The organism is Bradyrhizobium aeschynomenes (assembly GCF_013178945.1).
Taxonomy (GTDB): domain Bacteria; phylum Pseudomonadota; class Alphaproteobacteria; order Rhizobiales; family Xanthobacteraceae; genus Bradyrhizobium; species Bradyrhizobium aeschynomenes.
On record NZ_JABFDM010000015.1, the window covers coordinates 133,003 to 150,740 of the forward strand.

A 17,738-nucleotide genomic window follows, 5' to 3' on the forward strand; every position below is an offset into this window, starting at 1 on the left:
GCTTCGCAAGAGTCTTCCCGAAGCGCGATGGATGCGCGGGTCAAGCCCGCGCATGACGAGCGGTGGGCGGAGCTACATGTTCAACACGCGGCCATAAGCGTCGAGCACGGCTTCCTTCATCATCTCCGACAGTGTCGGATGCGGGAACACCGTGTGCATCAGCTCCTCCTCGGTCGTCTCCAGGTTCATCGCGACGACATAGCCCTGGATCAGCTCGGTGACCTCTGCGCCGACCATGTGCGCGCCGATCAGCTGGCCCGTCTTCTTGTCGAAGATGACCTTCACCAAGCCTTGGTCCTCGCCGAGCGCGATCGCCTTGCCGTTGCCGACGAAGGGGAAGCGGCCGACGCGGATGTCACGCCCCTGCTCCTTGGCCTTGGCCTCGGTCAGCCCCACGGAAGCGACCTGCGGATGGCAGTAGGTGCAGCCCGGAATGAGGTTCTTGTCCATCGGGTGCGGGTGCAGGCCCTTGATCGCCTCGATGCAGACCACGCCCTCATGCTCGGCCTTGTGCGCCAGCATCGGGGGACCTGCGACGTCGCCGATGGCGTAGAGGCCGGGCACGTTGGTCTTGCCGTAGCCGTCGATCACGATGCAGCCGCGATCGGTTTTCACGCCGAGCTTCTCGAGCCCGAGATTCTCGATGTTGCCGACGACGCCGACCGCGGAGATCACGCGATCGAACTCGGTCGTCTCGATCTTGCCCTTGCCGTCGTCGATCGTCGCCACCACGCTGTCGCTCTTCTTGTCGAGCTTGGTGACCTTGGCGCCGGTCATGATCTTGAGGCCCTGCTTCTCCAGCTGCTTGCGGGCGATGCCGGCGATCTCGGCGTCCTCGACGGGCAGGATCTGCGGCAGCACCTCGACCACCGTCACCTCGGAGCCCATGGTGCGGAAGAACGAGGCGAACTCGATGCCGATCGCGCCCGAGCCGACGACGAGCAGCGACTTCGGCATCTTGTCAGGAACCATCGCCTCGAAATAGGTCCAGACCAGCCTCTTGTCCGGCTCGAGCCCCGGCAGCACGCGCGGCCGCGCGCCGGTGGCAACGATGATGTGCTTCGCCTGATAGGTCCCCTCGCCCAGCGCGCCCTTGGGCGCCTCGACGTCGGACTTGGTCACGGTGATCTTGCCCGGCGCGTCGATCGCAGCCTTGCCCCAGATCACCTGGACCTTGTTCTTCTTCATCAGGAAGCCGACGCCGTCATTGAGGCGCTTCGAGACGCCGCGCGAGCGCTGCACAACCGCCTTGGGATCGTAGGAGATCTTCTCCGCCGACAGGCCATAGTCTTTGGCATGCTGCATGTAGTGATAGATCTCGGCCGAGCGCAGCAGCGCCTTGGTCGGGATGCAGCCCCAGTTCAGACAGATGCCGCCGAGATAGGACTTCTCGATGATCGCGGTCTTGAAGCCGAGCTGGGCGGCGCGGATCGCGGCGACGTAGCCGCCCGGGCCGGACCCGATGATGATGATGTCGAAGGATGTGTCGGCCATGACGGCTCCCATTCAACTTAAGCAGTCGGAAATCAGACGGTGGGGCTGCGGACGGAGCGTCGCCAGATCATGGCTCGCATGACGGCTTCCAGGAGCATCAGCAGGGTGCAGATAGCGAATCCGGCGAGCGCGATTGGCGCCCAGATGCCGCGCGACAGCGCCTCGCCGGAGAAGAAGGCAGAATGGATGACGTCGATCCCGAGCGGATTGGCGAACAGCGCGGCACTCACCAGCGCCGTGATCCAGGGCCACCGCGTTCTGATGCGCATGCGTTGGCCCCGTTTGCCATCCCGCTCCGGAAAGCAAGATCACACCATCATCATCACGGGATTCTCGATCAGTTGCTTGAAGGCGCCGATCAGCTCGGCGCCGAGCGCGCCGTCGATCGCGCGGTGATCGCACGACAGCGTCACGCTCATCATGCTGGCGATCTCGATCTTGCCGTTGCGCACGACGGGCCGCTCCTCGCTCGTGCCGACCGCAAGGATCGTCGCGTGCGGCGGATTGATCACCGCCGTGAAGTGCGTAATGCCGTACATGCCGAGGTTGGAGACGGCCGTGGTGCCGCCCTGATATTCCTCCGGCTTCAGCTTGCGCGAGCGGGCGCGTGCGGCAAAGTCCTTCATCTCGCCGGAGATCGCCGACAGCGTCTTGGTCTCCGCTTTCCGGATGATCGGCGTGATCAGGCCGCCGGGCATCGCCACGGCGACGCCGACGTCGGAATGCTTGTGCTTGACCATGCCGCCTTCGGTCCAGCTGACGTTGCAGTTCGGGATCTTCTGCAGCGCCACCGCCATCGCCTTGATGACGAAGTCGTTCACCGAGAGCTTGTAGAGCGGCTTCTTCTCCTTGTCCTTCGGTGCGGCCGCGTTGATCTCCTCGCGGGCGGCGAGCAGCTTGCCGATGTCGCAGTCGATCGTGAGATAGAAATGCGGGACGGTCTGCGTCGCCGCGGTGAGGCGCTGCGCGATCGTGCGGCGCATGCCGTCATGCGGGATGACCTCGTAGGAGCCCGGCTCGAACAGCGCAAGAATCTGCTTGTCGGACATCGACTGCGCCACGGTGGGAGCGCCCGCCGCGGCGGGAGCGGCCGAGGGTGCGGCCTTGAGACCCTTGCCGGACTTGGCCTCCTCGACGTCGCGCGCCACGACGCGGCCATGCGGGCCGGTGCCGGTGATGCGGCCGAGATCGATGCCGGCATCCTTGGCGAGACGCCGCGCCAGAGGCGACGAGAAGATGCGCTCGTGACCGTTGACCTGAGGTGCAGCAGCCGCAGGAGCGGCCGGTGCGGAAGCAGCAGCCGGCTTCGGCGCGGGCGCGGCAGCAGGCGCCGGCGCAGCAGCTGGGGCCACGGACGCCGCCGGCTTGGCCTCAGCCTTGGGAGCAGCAGCCGCCGGCGCGCTGCCGGCTGCCTTGACGTCCTCGCCCTCGCCGGCAAGCACCGCGATGACGTCGTTGACCGGCACGTCCTGCGTGCCCTCGGGCACCAGGATCTTGGCGAGCGTGCCTTCGTCGACCGCCTCGACTTCCATCGTGGCCTTGTCGGTCTCGATCTCGGCGATGACCTCGCCGGACTTGACCTGGTCGCCTTCCTTCTTGAGCCAACGAGCGAGGTTGCCCTTCTCCATCGTCGGCGACAGCGCGGGCATCAGAATGTTGATCGGCATGATCAGTGACCTTGTTTCGACCTGGGGCTGGTGCTGCCCATATCAGTCGGCCGAGCCAGCTCGGCTTCGAACATCTCGACGATGCGCTGCAGCGCCTCGTCTTCGGAATAATCGCTCTCGCGCGCATAGGCGCGCGCAGCATGTCGGGCGACGTCGACCAGGAGCAGCCCCCACACGTCGGGCTCCTCGAACGCGCGCTGAAACGCGATCGAGAGCCCGCCATCGAGCACGAAGGCGCGCAACACTTCGGTGGCGTCCTCGCGGCCGACGACGTCGGGCGGCAGCGGCTGCTCCTTGGGTCCGGCCATCTGGGATTCCCTTTAGCGGTAGCAGACGGACTTGGCGGCCTGCACGACCTCGGCCGCCGACGGCAGCGCGAGCTTCTCGAGGTTCGCCGCATACGGCATCGGCACGTCCTTGCCCGACACGCGCGTGACCGGCGCATCGAGATAATCGAAGGCGTGCTCCATGATGCGCGCAGCGATCTCGGCGCCGACGCCGCTCTGCGCCCAGCCCTCTTCCACCGTGACCGCGCGGCCGGTCTTCTTGACCGACGCGATGATGGTCTCGGTGTCCATCGGCCGCAGCGTGCGCAGATCGATCACCTCGGCCTCGATGCCCTCCTTGGCGAGCTCATCGGCGGCCTTGAGCGCGTAGGTCATGCCGTTCGACCAGGAGATGATCGTGACGTCCTTGCCGCTACGCGCGATGCGCGCCTTGCCGATCGGGATGATGTAGTCGTCGAGCTTCGGCACCTCGCCGGAGTGCCCGTAGAGCACCTCGTTCTCGAGGAAGATCACCGGGTTCGGATCGCGGATCGCGGCCTTCAGCAGGCCCTTGGCATCGGCCGCCGAATACGGCGCGACGACCTTGAGGCCCGGAATGTGCGAATACCAGGACGAATAGTCCTGGCTGTGCTGCGCGGCGACGCGGGCGGCGGCGCCGTTGGGCCCGCGGAACACGATCGAGCAGCCCATCTGACCGCCGGACATGTACAGGGTCTTGGCAGCGGAGTTGATGATCTGGTCGATCGCCTGCATGGCGAAGTTGAAGGTCATGAACTCGACGATCGGCTTCAGGCCGGCCATCGCCGCGCCGACGCCGATGCCTGCGAAGCCGTGCTCGGTGATCGGCGTGTCCATGACACGGCGGGCGCCGAACTCCTGCAGCAGGCCCTGGGTCACCTTGTAGGCGCCCTGATATTCGGCGACCTCCTCGCCCATGATGAAGACGTCGCCGTCCCGGCGCATCTCCTCGGCCATGGCGTCGCGCAGCGCCTCGCGGATCGTCTGCGTCACCATCTCGGTGCCGGCGGGGACTTCCGGATCGGGCTCGGCGACGCTCTGCGGCGCAGCCACGCCAGTCGGCGCGGGCGAAGCCTGCATCGCAGCGGCCGGCTCGGCCGGCGGTGCCGACTGTGCAGCCTTCATCTCGGCGGCGGGCGCTGCCGCCTTGCCGAGGTCGGCCGCGGTCTCGCCATCGGCCAGGATGGTGGCGATCGGGGTATTCACCGCGACGTCGGCGGTGCCTTCGGGAATCAGGATCTTGCCGAGCGTGCCCTCGTCGGTCGCCTCGACCTCCATCGTCGCCTTGTCGGTCTCGATCTCGGCGATCACGTCACCCGACTTGATCGCCTCGCCTTCCTTCTTCAGCCATTTGGCGAGGTTGCCCTTCTCCATCGTGGGCGACAGCGCAGGCATCAAAACTTGAATTGGCATATCAGCTCCGGAAGAAAACAGCGTCTGCGCTTAGCGATAAACGTCGGTGTAGAGCTCGGCGGGATCCGGCTCGGGATCGGCCTGCGCGAAATCGGCAGCCTCGTTGACGATCTTGCGCACGTCGGCATCGATCGTCTTGAGGTCCTGCTCGCTGACCTTGGCCGCCAGCAGACGGTTGCGCACCTGCTCGATCGGATCCTGGTCGTGACGGACCTTCTCGACCTCCTCGCGGGTGCGATACTTGGCCGGGTCCGACATCGAGTGACCGCGGTAGCGGTAGGTCTGCATCTCGAGAATGTACGGGCCCTTGCCCTCGCGGCACCACGCCACGGCCTTCTCGCCGGCGGCCTTCACGGCGCGGACGTCCATGCCGTCGACCTGCTCGCCCGGGATGTTGAAGGAGATGCCGCGCTTGGAGAAGTCGGTCTGCGCCGAGGCGCGCGACACCGCGGTGCCCATCGCATAGCGATTGTTCTCGATGACGTAGATCACCGGCAGCTTCCAGAGCTCCGCCATGTTGAAGCTCTCATAGACCTGCCCCTGATTGGCCGCACCGTCGCCGAAATAGGCGACACTGACCGAATCGTTGCCGCGATAGCGGTTGGCGAGCGCCAGGCCCGTGCCCAGCGACACCTGGGCGCCGACGATGCCATGGCCGCCGAAGAAGTTCTTCTCCATGCTGAACATGTGCATCGAGCCGCCCTTGCCCTTGGAATAGCCGCCGCGGCGCCCGGTAAGCTCGGCCATCACGCCCTTGGCGTCCATGCCGGTAGCCAGCATGTGGCCGTGATCGCGATAGCCGGTGATGACCTGATCACCCGGCTTCAGCGCCATCTGCATGCCGACGACCACGGCTTCCTGGCCGATATAGAGGTGGCAGAAGCCGCCAATCGCACCCATGCCGTAGAGCTGACCAGCCTTTTCCTCAAAGCGGCGGATCAGCAGCATGTCGCGCAGCGCAGCCAAATCCTGGTCCCTGGTGAATTCCGGCGGCGGGCCGTTGTCTCTGTCCTGCCCTTGTTCCTTTGCGGCGGTCTTCTTGGGTGCGGCCATGGCAATTCCGGATGAGAGAAAAAGTAGCTTTCTCTAGCTCAACTCCATGGCACGTAAAAGGACTGCGTGAACCACCATTCACTTTGCTGCGCCGCACTGCAACAAGGCCGCGAAATTTTTGAAATTGAATGGAGCCGTTCTTGAAATGATGCGCGTCCGCTCGACGATCCTCCACCACCATGAGGGGCTGATCTGCCTGCTTTCGTTGCACCATCTCGCTATGTCTCCGCGCGATGAATGGCTGCCGGGAAGACAGCGCAGGGCAGCTCCCATGCGCCACGCCGTCAGCGCATTGCGACGGGCTGGCAAACGGTGGCTGCGGGCGACGATGAACGTTGATCGAATGGCCCGTTCCGCCAGCTTGACCACCCGCCGCCCTCGTACTCCTACGGAGGGCGAATTTTAACGGTTCTCAACTCGTGATCATCAACGTGCCGCCCAGCAGCAACGAGGCTGCCCCTGAGGGGAATGCAAACATGGTCCTGACGATTCCCCGCCGGTTCGGCGTGCTGGTCGCCGTTTCAATCGCGATCTGCATCGCGGCCATTGCCAGCCAGCTGCTGAACGCGCGCTCCGCACTTCTGGACGAACGAAAGACGGCCATCATAGGTCAGGTGCAGTCAGCGGCCTCGATCGTCAAGGCGCTGTCTGCCGAGGTGCAGAAGGGCACGTTGACGGAGGCGGAGGCGCAGAACCGAGCCAAGGCGACGCTGCGAAACATCCGCTATGGCAAGAACGACTATATCTTCGTCTACAAGCCGGACGGAGAGAATGTTGTTCTGGGCCCCCGTCCCGATTGGGAAGGCAAGAACCTCAGCAACGAGAAGGACGCCAATGGCCTCTTCTTCGTGCGCGAGCTGGTGGCCTCCGGCCTGCGCGATGGCGGGGGATTCACCGACTATATGTTTGCGCGCGCCGGCAGCACCGTGCCGGTTGCCAAGCTGGGCTATACGCTGAAGGCGGACTCCTGGGATTGGATCGTCGGCACCGGGGTCTATGTCGATGATCTGGACGAGATGTTCTATGCGACAGTGAAGACGGCGCTGGTCTGGGCCGCAGGATTGATCGCACTGCTCTGCCTGATCGCCCTGACGATTGCGCGGGGGCTGGTCCGGCCGCTGCAGGCCATCACGCGGGTGATGACCGAGCTCGCAACGGGCAATCTGGACGTGAACGTCCCGGGCGCCGAGCGCCGCGACGAACTGGGCGAGATGGCGCGGGCGGTCGAGGTGTTCAAGGTCAACGCTGCGGCGCGCCAGCGGCTCGAATCCGAGCAGAAGGAGCAGGAAGGCCGTCTGGTCGCTCAGCGCAAGGCAGACACCGAACGCCTCGCCAACGAGTTCGAGAGCTCGGTCGGCAGCATCATCGACACCGTCTCGTCGGCGGCGACGGCGCTCGAAACCTCGGCCAAGTCGCTCACGGCCACAGCCGACAGGTCCCAGGGGCTCGCCACCGTCGTCGCCAACGCGTCCGGCGACGCCTCGAACAACGTCCAGTCGGTGGCGGCCTCGACCGAGGAGATGTCGTCCTCCGTCAACGAGATCAGCCGACAGGTCCAGCAATCGGCCGCGATCGCGAGCGAAGCCGTAGAGCAGGCGCGGCGCACCAACGAGCGGGTCGGCGAATTGTCGCAGGCCGCAGCCCGCATCGGCGATGTCGTCGAGCTGATCAACACGATCGCGGGCCAGACGAACCTGCTGGCACTGAACGCGACGATCGAGGCGGCGCGGGCCGGCGACGCGGGCCGCGGCTTCGCTGTGGTCGCCTCCGAGGTCAAGGCTCTGGCCGAGCAGACCGCCAAGGCGACCGATGAAATCAGCCAGCAGATCGGCTCGATCCAGGCCGCCACGCAGCATTCGGTCTCGGCCATCAGGGAAATCGGCGACACGATCGGACGAATGTCCGAGATCGCCTCGACTATCGCCGCCGCCGTCGAGGAACAGGGCGCGGCAACGCAGGAAATCTCCCGCAACATTCAGCAGGCCGCACAGGGCACACGGGAGGTTTCCGCCAACATCGCAAAGGTCCAGCGCGAGGCGAGCCAGACGGGATCGGCGTCGTCGCAGGTGCTCTCCTCCGTCCAGAGCCTGTCGCAGGAGAGCCAGCGCCTGAAGATCGAGGTCAGCCGATTCCTGGGGTCGGTGCGCGCCGCCTGACCACTGATCGAGGCAACCAGCCCGATCGCGCACCGGCATTCCGGCGCAGCCGGAGCGAGCCTTGGCGCTCGATCACTGCGGCCGAATGATGCGGATCAAGTCGCGCGGGTTGGCATAGCCGAGCTCGAAGCGGGCGCGCTCATCGAGCATGTCGGGGTCGACCCGGTCGGAGCGCAGCAGCGACACCCGCTTCTCGCCTTCGGCCCGTTCCTGCTTCAACCGCACGAGTTCGGAGGTGAGCGCGACGATCTCCTGGTCGAGCTCCTGACGGGCATTGAGCCCATAGCGTCCGGTATAGGCGTTGATGCCGAAATAGCCGATGATGGCCGCCGCCATCGTGTAGAGGGCGAGCCCGGTGAGGAATGATTTCAGGCGTGCGCGGGAGACCATGGCCGGCAGAATGCGGTGCCCCGGTTAAGGAATCGCTAACCCTGCTGGCCCGCCCGCTGTGCGCTCAACCGCGGTAGGCCGGCTCCTCGAGGTCGAGCGTCCGCTTGATCGCTTCGAGATGCAGCCGGGCCGATTCCGCATCCCCCTCGCGCATCTGGCGATAGGCGGCCTCGGCGATGGCGCTGTCGACCGGCACCACCTTGCGCCCGGTCGACAGCGCGAGGCATTGCACCTGGCAGGCACGCTCGAGATAATACAGATCGTCCCAGGCCTCGGCGATGGTCGGCGCCAGCACCATGACGCCGTGATGCTTCATGAAGACGATGTCGGCCTCGCCGATCGCGCCGGCGATGCGGTCGCCCTCGCGGGTGTCGAGCGCGAGGCCGTTGTAGTTCTCGTCGACGGCGGTGCGGCCGTAGAATTTCAGCGCCGTCTGCCCGGCAAAGATCAGCGGTGCGCCCTCCGTCATCGAGAGCGCCGTGGCATACGGCATGTGCGTATGGAACGCGACCTTGGCGCGCGGCAGCGCTTTGTGGATGCGGGCGTGGATGTAGAACGCCGTCGCCTCGGGACGGCCGTCGCCGGCAATGACGTTGCCGTCGAAATCGCATACCAGGAGCTTCGAGGCGGTCAGCTCGCGGAAGGCGTAGCCGTAGGGATTGACGATGAAGAGGTCGTCATAGCCGGGCACCAGCGCCGAGAAGTGATTGCAGATGCCCTCTTCCAGCCCGTAGCGCGCGGCCATGCGGAAACAGGCCGCGAGATCGGCCCGCGCCTGCCAGACCGCTTCCGAGTTCAGATCCGGCTGGTTCGCCCCGGGGGTTGACGTGCTGGCGGGTGTGAAGGCGTGGGCCATCGAATATCCTTGGCAACGCGCATTCCTGCGCAGGTGACCGGCCCTTGCCTTGAAACGGATCGGGCAAGGCGCGTCAACGCCCTGCCCCGCTCATACCCGTCATGCAGCCGGCGACAGCGGGATGCACCGTCGCCGGGCTGTCATGAGGTCAGCCGTTCTGCTTGGCCACGAAGGCGGCGAAGGCGTCGAGATATTGCTGCAGCACCGTCTTCAGCGCGTCCTTGATCAGCTCGCCATTGCCATCGAACGCATCGCCGACGCCGTTCAGGTAGATCTCAGGCTGGCCCATCACGGGGCCCGAAATACCCGGCATGATGTTCTGCAGATGCTTCGCCGCGGCGACGCCGCCGAGCGGACCTGGCGAGTTGGAGACCAGGCCGACCGGCTTGCCCAGGAACGAGCTCTGGCCGTAGGGCCGCGAAGCGATGTCGATCGCGTTCTTCAGGACGCCCGGGATCGAGCGGTTGTATTCGGGCGTCAGGATCAGCACGCCCTGCGAGGCCTTGAGCTTCTCGCGAAAGGCGAGCCACTCGGCCGGCGGATTGGCTTCGAGATCCTGATTGAAGAACGACAGTCCTTCGAGCGTGACCACGTCGATCTTCAGGCTGGCGGGCGCCAGCTTGGCCAGCGCTTTCGCGATCTTGAGCGTGAAGCTCTCCTTGCGGAGGCTGCCGACGAGCGCGACGATGGAATAGGGGGCGGGCATTGGGATATCCTTTGAGGAGGAACGAATCGGCCGCACTTAAGGCCCGACGGCAAGAACATGCAAGTGCATGAATATGGCATGCTGCGAAACACTGCGTTTCATCGCATGAAACGTTCGGATGTTCCCCCTCCCCTGGACTTCTCGCAATTCAGCCCGCCGCCTGGATGCAACGCGTGAATTCGGTCACCGCCTGATGGGTGAGCCAGATCGATTGCCCCTCGACCGGCTGCGGCCAGCTCGACAGCTTGGCGATGACGATCCCGTTGGCGGCATCGACGAACAGGTTCTGACCGTGAATGCCCATCGCGAACAGCAGTTGCGGCTGATCGTTGGTGACGTACCAGCCGCTGCGATAGTGCATGTTGCGGCTGATCGCGGCGAAGCTGTCGCGCCACTGGCCGTCGCGCCAGGCCTCGGTATCGCCGTTGTACCTGATGTCGTCGAGCCAGGCTTCGGGGATGATCGCGTGCGAGCCGCGGCGGCCGCCCGACAGCACGAGCTGGCCCAGCCGGGCGAAGTCGCGCAAGGTGGCGCAGAAGCCGCCGGTGCAGCGCGGCGCGCCCTCGCGGTCGAGCGTGATGAAGGCCTCGCCGCTCGCCCCCATCGGCTGCCATAGCAGCGTGCCGACGAGGCTCGCGAAACTGCGGCCGGTGGCGCGCTCGATCGCCCATCCGAGCAGATCCGTGTTGGACGAGACGTAGCTGAAGGGACCGCCATGCGGCTTGGCCTGCGCACGCATCGTCGCAAGGAAATCGTGCAGGTTCGGCGGCGTGCCGGGCGTGACCGGCTCCCAGCCGGCGGCGTCGGCATAGGCCTGGAGGCCGGCGGCATCGAAGACGATGCCGGCACGCATGTCGGTGAGCTCACGGATGGTGGCGCCGCGATAGGCCGTGCCTTCGACCTCCGGCACGTAGCGCGTGACCTCGGCCTCGATGTCAATCTCGCCGCGATCGGCGAGGATGCCGAGCATCAGGCCGGTGATCGACTTGGTCGCGGACATCAGGATGTGCGGCGCGTCGCGATCGGTGCCGCCGTCATAATGCTCGAACACGATGCGGCCGTCGTGCAGGATCAGGAGCCCGTCGGTCGCCGTGGCCTTGAGGAAGCCATCGAGGTCGAGCGTGCCGCCCTTCGGCAGCCGCAGGCTGAAATCGTCGAATGAAACGGGGCTCGCCGGTAGCGGCCAGGCGCTGCCCGGCGCGCTCGCGATGTCGGCCACCGGCAGGATCGAGCGGACGTTGTGGAAAGCCCAGCGGCTGAACGGCGCGGTGCGCCAGTTGGAGAGATCGGCGCTGGAGGGAGATGGATCGGTCGACATGCACGGTCCTGCGAACTACGAAACGTCCGACATAGGCGTTCACGGCCGCAGCGGAAAGCCCGGCATTTCGCGTATGCAAAAACGAACAGGCCGCCCGGAGGCGGCCTGTTACAGTCTCTCCTCCGTCATTGCGAGGAGCGAAGCGACGAAGCAATCCAGAGTCCCGACCGAGCCCCTGGATTGCTTCGCTTCGCTCGCAATGACGAAGAAAACTTACAGCACCGGATTCCACGGCGCCGGAATCAGCCGGTACCGCGGTCCATCCTTCTCGACATAGCCCACCGACGGGAACGAGAAGTGGAAGCCGATCACCCTCGCCTTCTCGGCGGCGGCCATGTCGTAGAACTTGTGCCGCGTCTCCTGGGCCTGCGCCGCATCGGTGTCGAACATCACGTGCCAGTCGGGATTGCGCAGGAACAGCTCCGGCACGTTGGTGACGTCGGACTGGATGAACACCTTGGCGTTGCCCGAGGCGACCGCGAACGAGGTGTGGCCCGGCGTATGGCCGGGCGTCGCCAGCGCGGTGATCCCTGGCGCGACCTCCTTGTCCCACTCGTACTGTGTGACCTTGCTCTCGAGCCCGCCGAACACCTTCTTGAAGTTGGCAAAGTTGCCCTTCATCAAATCGGTCTGCGCCTTGGCGGCATTCTCGTCACTATTCCAGAACGCCCATTCCTTGGCCGGCACCTTGATCTCGGCGTTCGGAAACGCCAGCGAGCCGTCGGCGAGCTTGAGGCCGTTGATGTGGTCGCCATGCATGTGCGAGAGCACGACGACGTCGATGCTCTTGGGATCGATGCCGGCAGCGGCGAGGTTCTGCAAGGTGCGGCCGACCGCGCCCTTGCTGGCCTCGAAGGCGCCGGCGCCGTTGCCGGTGTCGATCAGCACCAGCTTGGAGCCGGTGTTGATGAGCTGCGGATTGAAGGGAATCGTGATCATGCCCTTGGGCATGTAGGCGCTCTCGGCCGCGGCGAGCGCCTCGTCCTTCGGCGTGTTGACCACGAACTTGTCGGGCATCGGGAAGGTGCGCGCACCGTCATTGACGGAGGTGCATTCGTAGTCGCCGACCTTGTAGCGGTAGAAGCCGGGCGCCTGGGCGCCGGCGGGGGCGACCGCTGCGCGCGCCTGCCCGCCGGTCAGCGATGGCAACGCGCTCGCGGCTCCGGCAAGGGCCGCACCGGCCAGAAATCGACGGCGATCCAATTGGCTCATGACAAGTCTCTCCTCAGTGCTTGATGCGCGGCAGACACCGCCCCCTGAAAAACCGGGCGGATTGTCTCCGGCCGCGGGGCAAACGCAAGCCCGTCAGCAACGTCCGGGGAGCGGCGTTAGGTCACTTATCTTTGTTGGGGGCGATAAGGAATTTTTCGCCGGTGGCCCGTTTGGCGTACGCCGCGAGGTTGGTCGGATCGAGCGCCTCCGTCAGCGAAACGACCTTGGTGTAGTGGCTGGCGAACGTCGTCTTGAGCTCGTCGACGACGCGCTGCCGCAGCCGGTCGCCATCCGCACGCCCGATCTTCATCAGGAACGGAAACAGCAGCCAGCCGCCGACACTCCAGGTCATGCCGAAGCCGCGCGTGATCTCGGTCGGCCGGGTGTCCAGGCTGCCGTAGATGTAGACCTGCTTGTGCACGTTCGATCCGTAACGGCTGTAAGCGTGCTTGCCGGACTTGTTGATCGCCGCTTCCATCGCGTTGAGGATCTGGCCGGCGAGCTTGCCGCCGCCGATCGCGTCGAAGGCGATGGTCGCGCCGGTCTCGACCAGCGCCGCAATCAGCTCGTCCATGAAATTCGGCGACGTCGAATCGACGACATGCTTCGCGCCGATGCCGCGCAGCAGTTCGGCCTGCGCCTGGCTGCGGACGATGTTGACCAGGGGGATGCCGTCCTTGAGGCAGATCTTGTTGAGCATCTGCCCGAGATTGGAGGCGGCCGCGGTATGCACCAGCGCGGTATGGCCCTCGCGCTTCATCGTCTCGGTCATGCCGAGCGAGGTCAGCGGATTGACGAAGCAGGATGCGCCCTCTTCCGGCGTCGTGCCGTCCGGCAGCGGCAGGCACTCGGAGACCTTCAGGCAGCGATACTGGCTGTACATGGCGCCGCCGATCGCGGCGACGGTGCGGCCCATCAGCGCCTTGGCGGCGTCCGACGACCCGGTCCTGACCACGATTCCGGCGCCCTCGTTGCCGATCGGCATCGACTCGTCGACGCGGGCGGCCATTGCCCGCATCCCGGCCTCCGGTACTTTCGCCGTGATGACGGGCCGGTCCTTGGTGCCGGACGCCTTGACGGTCGCGAGGTCGGCCGCGCCGACGAGCAGGCCGAGATCCGACGGATTGATCGGCGCCGCCTCGATGCGCACCACGACCTCGTCCGGCCCCGGTTCAGGGGTCGGCACGTCGACCAGCGACAGTTCGAGCTCACCGCTGCGCTTGATCAGTGTCCGCAGTTGCAGGCCGGTCTCGCCACTCATCTGTGCCTCCCCTGTTGTGTTGTCGTCAGCGATCAGGCCAGCGCCTTCAGCGCCGCCCTGCCCGCATATTTGGCCTGCGAATCCAGCTCCTGCTCGATGCGCAGCAGCTGGTTGTACTTGGCGGTGCGGTCGGAGCGGGCCAGCGAGCCGGTCTTGATCTGTCCGCAATTGGTGGCGACCGCGAGGTCGGCGATGGTCGAATCCTCGGTCTCGCCCGAGCGATGCGACATCACGGCGGTGTAGCCGGCCTTGTAGGCCATCTCGACCGCGGCCAAGGTCTCGGTCAGCGTGCCGATCTGGTTGACCTTGATCAGGATCGAGTTGGCGCGGCCGTTGCGGATGCCGTCGGCGAGGCGGTTGACGTTGGTGACGAACAGGTCGTCGCCGACCAGCTGGCACTTGTGGCCGATCAGGTCGGTCAGCTCCTTCCAGCCGTCCATGTCGTCCTCGGACATGCCGTCCTCGATCGAGCAGATCGGATAGCGCGCGACGAGATCGGCGAGATATTTCGCCTGCTCCGAGCGCGAGCGGCTCTTGTTCTCGCCCTCATAGACGTACTTGCCGTCCTTGAAGAACTCGGTCGCGGCGCAGTCCAGCGCCAGCATGACGTCCTCGCCCGCGGTGTAGCCGGCCTTGCCGATCGCGCTCATGACGAAGTCGAGGGCGGCGTCCGCCGACGGCAGGTTCGGCGCGAAGCCGCCCTCGTCGCCGACATTGGTGTTGTGGCCGGCCTTCTTCAGCTCGCCCTTCAGCGTATGGAAGATCTCCGAGCCGCAGCGCAGCGCCTCGGCAAAGGTCGGCGCGCCCACCGGCATGATCATGAATTCCTGGAAGTCGATCGGGTTGTCGGCGTGAACGCCGCCATTGACGATGTTCATCATCGGCACCGGCAAGGTGCGGGCGGAGGTGCCGCCGACATAGCGATACAGCGGCATGTCGTAGGAGATCGCCGCGGCCCTGGCGCAGGCGAGCGAGACGCCGAGAATGGCGTTGGCGCCGATCCGGCTCTTGTTCTCGGTGCCGTCGAGCTCGATCAGGATCTGGTCGATCTGGACCTGGTCCTGCACCGACATGTCGCTGAGCGCCTCGTAGATCTCGTCGTTGATGGCCTCGACGGCCTTCAGCACGCCCTTGCCGAGATAGCGGTGCTTGTCGCCGTCGCGCAGCTCGACCGCCTCATGGGCGCCGGTCGAGGCGCCGGAGGGAACCGCGGCGCGGCCGACCGAGCCGTCCTCCAGCACGACGTCGACCTCGACCGTGGGATTGCCGCGGCTGTCCAGGATTTCGCGGCCGATGATGTCGACGATGGCGGTCATGGGGGGTCCTCGTGAGGCGTTTCCGGGTGGGCTTTGCTGCGCCGCTTCTACCGCAAGGTCACGGGGGCGAAAAGGCCACCTGACGCCGAAATCACGAAGCGGATGACGCGGGCGCTCCGATTGGCTAAACGGGCGCCTCTGCGGCAGGTGACCCGACACATGGCGAAAAAATCCAACCCATCCCTGACATCGGCCGGCCTTCAGCTCGGCCGCGAGGTGGCGGCCCCGGACAGCCCGGAGGCGGCCAAGCTCGACCGCGTTCCCAATCCGCAGAAGGACACGGATTACCTGGCCCGCTTCACGGTGCCCGAGTTCACCTCGCTATGCCCGGTGACCGGCCAACCGGACTTCGCCCATCTCGTCATCGATTACGCGCCCGGCCCCTGGCTGGTCGAGTCCAAGTCGCTCAAGCTCTACCTCGCGAGCTTCCGCAACCACGGCGCCTTCCACGAGGACTGCACGGTCGCGATCGGCAAGCGCCTCGCCGCCGAGCTCAAGCCGAAATGGCTGCGCATCGGCGGCTACTGGTACCCCCGCGGCGGCATCCCGATCGACGTGTTCTGGCAGACCGGCAGGCTGCCGAAGGGACTGTGGGTGCCGGACCAGGGCGTCGCGCCGTATCGCGGGCGGGGGTAAGATGCATGATCGGCCCGTCTCAATAGGCGACAAAGCCGCGAACTTTGCCTTATAGGCGAACGGGCACAAGATCTCGAACGTCTTCAATCCCGCCCGAACGAACTCATACCTGGATAAAACTTGGGGGCAAGGTCAGCACCTATTGAGATTATGGCGGCGTCCTTACGCACGAATTCAGCTGTCATTTCCAGGTCGAGCCGGAACGGAGTTCGCGTCAACGCTGTTAAATATAGATGTAACAAGTCTTGACCCTGCACCGACCACCTTTGCCAAGACATGCAACTGCTCTGCGCAACTCCGTATCGTTGTGGAATTTGGATAGTTCAGCTGGTGGTCAATCTCCCCCCAGATTTCCTCAAATAGTGTGCGGACCTGTATTTCACACGAAAGAGGAGAGTCTGGTCTCGGCTTAACTACGAAATGAACACTTGTATAAAAACTGTCTTTCCTCCTGCATCTACAGCCAAGTTCTAGGAAGTATCGTTCGTACTCTGGATCCCATGTATAGGCGATCGGCGTTTCGAACAGATGCCAGTCGCGATTTGTAACCCTTTCGTCTATTACATCTTTGATAGTTTTGAAGTCTTCTTGCTTAAGGTGGAGAACACGAATTCCGGCAAAATCCGTAATTTGGTCAAAGCAATTCTCAGCGTCTACCAACTCGCCCTTATCAGCTTTCCGCTGAAGCTTATTACGGAGATGATTTTCACTCTTTATCCTCTTTCGTATTGAGTGAACAATCGGAAACGGATCTTTAGTTATCGTCGGATGTTTCTGAAAGAGGCCGCCTACGGCATCCATAAACAATTCAAACTCGTGCCTCATCGAGTTGAATCTGTCGATCACTTTCTGATCGCTGCTCATATGTCAAGCGTGCTGAGCCGATTCAACACGTCCTTTGCAAATTGCTGATACTTTAAGCGGGTACCTTCGTAAGTTGCTCTATTTCCGGCGATCGTAGCTCTGTCAGACCCCTCTAGCTGGGCTGACGGCACCTTCCAGATGGGAAGATGATACTTTTGAGCCATGCTGGGGAGCGTGGAATGCGTATGCATTACGGCAGTTTCCCCTATTGGCGTCTCCAACTGAGATGAACTCAGATGCGACCTGATCTCCTTTTTTATGTATTGCTTGATTGTAGTCGGAATCTGTTTTGCGAAATTATAGTGAGCCGTAGCGAGGTCCCACTCATTCGTCCCGCCGTACTTCTTAGCGTTATAAATCGTAAAGCCTAGAAACCTAACAAAATCCTCCGGAAAGTTTGATCGCTTCTCGACTGACAGCAAATGGAAGATGGTCTCGAACTGTTTTTTCCATATTGATAATGAGTTTCCTATGTTGCGTATGCCGTACAGAGAAAACATGTCTGGATTACAAGGCACTACAAATCCATCGACTAATGAAATGACCGCCTTATTCAATGCGCCCAAGCTTGGCGAAGTGTCGAAGATTACGATATCGTACCCATAGATCTCGGCGTACTCCTCGGCTATTGACCGGGCGCGCGTTACGGTGCGTATAGCGAGCGGATCGCCTTGATAAATGTCACTCCATCGCGACGCTATCTTGTCTTCGTAAAAGTGCAGCGTCAGCCTTCCAGGCAATAGATGCAAATTAGGCGTAAGTGCGAATGGAGGAGGAAGGGAGGGTAGCTCTGCCGTCCCGTCCTCGGTCGGCTTAAGCACGAAATGAACTGACCTAGGTTCCTTTAGAACGTCTTCGAACTGAGGGTTCTTTTCTCTCGTACTGTTGAAGTCATCGATGTAGTCATCCTCTTTAGACCACGTCTTCCAGATGACCTCGTCAGGGAGTGCGAATATCGTCAGATTGCACTGCGGGTCCAAGTCTACGACGAGCGTCTTCTTTCCTAGCTCCGCCAAAGCGTGAGCTAGGGCGTGGACTCATAAGCCTTGGCCCAGAGGCGGGTTGAGCCGAGTGCGACTGCCGCGAGAAAG

17 protein-coding genes are annotated in these 17,738 nt (G+C 63.8%); 2 read left to right on the forward strand and 15 right to left on the reverse strand.

Annotated elements, in window-relative coordinates:
• Positions 1 to 72 precede the first annotated feature (72 nt).
• The 6 genes from lpdA to pdhA are packed head-to-tail and all read right to left on the reverse strand — an operon-like array spanning position 73 to position 5,932.
• Positions 73 to 1,494 carry a dihydrolipoyl dehydrogenase gene (gene lpdA / locus HL666_RS30600; RefSeq protein WP_172185232.1) on the reverse strand — a complete coding sequence of 474 codons (1,422 nt, stop codon included), beginning with the start codon at positions 1,492 to 1,494 and terminating at the stop codon, positions 73 to 75.
• A 32-nt stretch (positions 1,495 to 1,526) separates the two neighbouring features.
• Positions 1,527 to 1,763 carry a hypothetical protein gene (locus HL666_RS30605; protein ID WP_210262323.1) on the reverse strand — a complete coding sequence of 79 codons (237 nt, stop codon included), beginning with the start codon at positions 1,761 to 1,763 and terminating at the stop codon, positions 1,527 to 1,529.
• 39 nt (positions 1,764 to 1,802) lie between these two features.
• Entirely contained in the window at positions 1,803 to 3,161 is a 1,359-nt protein-coding gene (locus HL666_RS30610) for a pyruvate dehydrogenase complex dihydrolipoamide acetyltransferase (RefSeq protein WP_172185234.1), read from the reverse strand.
• Between the two features lie 2 nt (positions 3,162 to 3,163).
• Positions 3,164 to 3,469 (reverse strand): DUF5076 domain-containing protein, encoded by a 306-nt coding sequence (locus HL666_RS30615; RefSeq protein WP_012044493.1) that lies wholly within the window; start codon positions 3,467 to 3,469, stop codon positions 3,164 to 3,166.
• A gap of 12 nt (positions 3,470 to 3,481) precedes the next feature.
• Positions 3,482 to 4,879, reverse strand: coding sequence for a pyruvate dehydrogenase complex E1 component subunit beta (locus HL666_RS30620; RefSeq protein ID WP_172131941.1), 1,398 nt, complete (start codon positions 4,877 to 4,879; stop codon positions 3,482 to 3,484).
• A gap of 30 nt (positions 4,880 to 4,909) precedes the next feature.
• Positions 4,910 to 5,932, reverse strand: a complete 1,023-nt coding sequence (gene pdhA / locus HL666_RS30625; protein WP_172109285.1) for a pyruvate dehydrogenase (acetyl-transferring) E1 component subunit alpha — start codon at positions 5,930 to 5,932, stop codon at positions 4,910 to 4,912.
• A 476-nt stretch (positions 5,933 to 6,408) separates the two neighbouring features.
• Here pdhA and HL666_RS30630 point away from each other — a divergent pair, with 476 nt between their 5' ends.
• Complete coding sequence (locus tag HL666_RS30630; protein ID WP_172185236.1) at positions 6,409 to 8,088, forward strand: methyl-accepting chemotaxis protein; 1,680 nt, start codon at positions 6,409 to 6,411, stop codon at positions 8,086 to 8,088.
• A 72-nt stretch (positions 8,089 to 8,160) separates the two neighbouring features.
• On the opposite strand, the gene HL666_RS30635 is transcribed toward HL666_RS30630, so the two are convergent.
• The 7 genes from HL666_RS30635 to eno all read right to left on the reverse strand — a co-directional run bounded on the left by HL666_RS30635 (position 8,161) and on the right by eno (position 15,147).
• On the reverse strand, positions 8,161 to 8,478 hold the full coding sequence (locus HL666_RS30635) for an FtsB family cell division protein (protein ID WP_172109287.1): 318 nt from the start codon (positions 8,476 to 8,478) through the stop codon (positions 8,161 to 8,163).
• Between the two features lie 64 nt (positions 8,479 to 8,542).
• Positions 8,543 to 9,334 (reverse strand): aldolase, encoded by a 792-nt coding sequence (locus tag HL666_RS30640; RefSeq protein ID WP_172109288.1) that lies wholly within the window; start codon positions 9,332 to 9,334, stop codon positions 8,543 to 8,545.
• Positions 9,335 to 9,482: 148 nt separating this feature from the next.
• The gene (locus HL666_RS30645) at positions 9,483 to 10,040 is read right to left on the reverse strand and encodes an NADPH-dependent FMN reductase (protein ID WP_172131942.1); all 558 of its coding nucleotides are present in this window, start codon (positions 10,038 to 10,040) and stop codon (positions 9,483 to 9,485) included.
• Between the two features lie 148 nt (positions 10,041 to 10,188).
• Positions 10,189 to 11,358 carry a serine hydrolase domain-containing protein gene (locus HL666_RS30650; RefSeq protein WP_172185238.1) on the reverse strand — a complete coding sequence of 390 codons (1,170 nt, stop codon included), beginning with the start codon at positions 11,356 to 11,358 and terminating at the stop codon, positions 10,189 to 10,191.
• Between the two features lie 213 nt (positions 11,359 to 11,571).
• Positions 11,572 to 12,570, reverse strand: a complete 999-nt coding sequence (locus HL666_RS30655; RefSeq protein WP_172185240.1) for an MBL fold metallo-hydrolase — start codon at positions 12,568 to 12,570, stop codon at positions 11,572 to 11,574.
• Positions 12,571 to 12,691: 121 nt separating this feature from the next.
• Positions 12,692 to 13,831, reverse strand: a complete 1,140-nt coding sequence (locus HL666_RS30660) for a zinc-binding dehydrogenase (RefSeq protein WP_172185242.1) — start codon at positions 13,829 to 13,831, stop codon at positions 12,692 to 12,694.
• A 32-nt stretch (positions 13,832 to 13,863) separates the two neighbouring features.
• Complete coding sequence (gene eno / locus HL666_RS30665; protein ID WP_172109293.1) at positions 13,864 to 15,147, reverse strand: phosphopyruvate hydratase; 1,284 nt, start codon at positions 15,145 to 15,147, stop codon at positions 13,864 to 13,866.
• A gap of 159 nt (positions 15,148 to 15,306) precedes the next feature.
• Between eno and queF the strand changes: the two genes are divergently transcribed.
• Positions 15,307 to 15,783 carry a preQ(1) synthase gene (gene queF / locus HL666_RS30670; protein WP_172185244.1) on the forward strand — a complete coding sequence of 159 codons (477 nt, stop codon included), beginning with the start codon at positions 15,307 to 15,309 and terminating at the stop codon, positions 15,781 to 15,783.
• A 174-nt stretch (positions 15,784 to 15,957) separates the two neighbouring features.
• Here the strand turns inward: queF and HL666_RS30675 are convergent, their stop codons facing one another.
• On the reverse strand, positions 15,958 to 16,629 hold the full coding sequence (locus tag HL666_RS30675; protein WP_210262325.1) for a RelA/SpoT domain-containing protein: 672 nt from the start codon (positions 16,627 to 16,629) through the stop codon (positions 15,958 to 15,960).
• A gap of 14 nt (positions 16,630 to 16,643) precedes the next feature.
• On the reverse strand, positions 16,644 to 17,663 hold the full coding sequence (locus tag HL666_RS30680; RefSeq protein WP_172185248.1) for a ParA family protein: 1,020 nt from the start codon (positions 17,661 to 17,663) through the stop codon (positions 16,644 to 16,646).
• Positions 17,664 to 17,738: the final 75 nt, after the last annotated feature.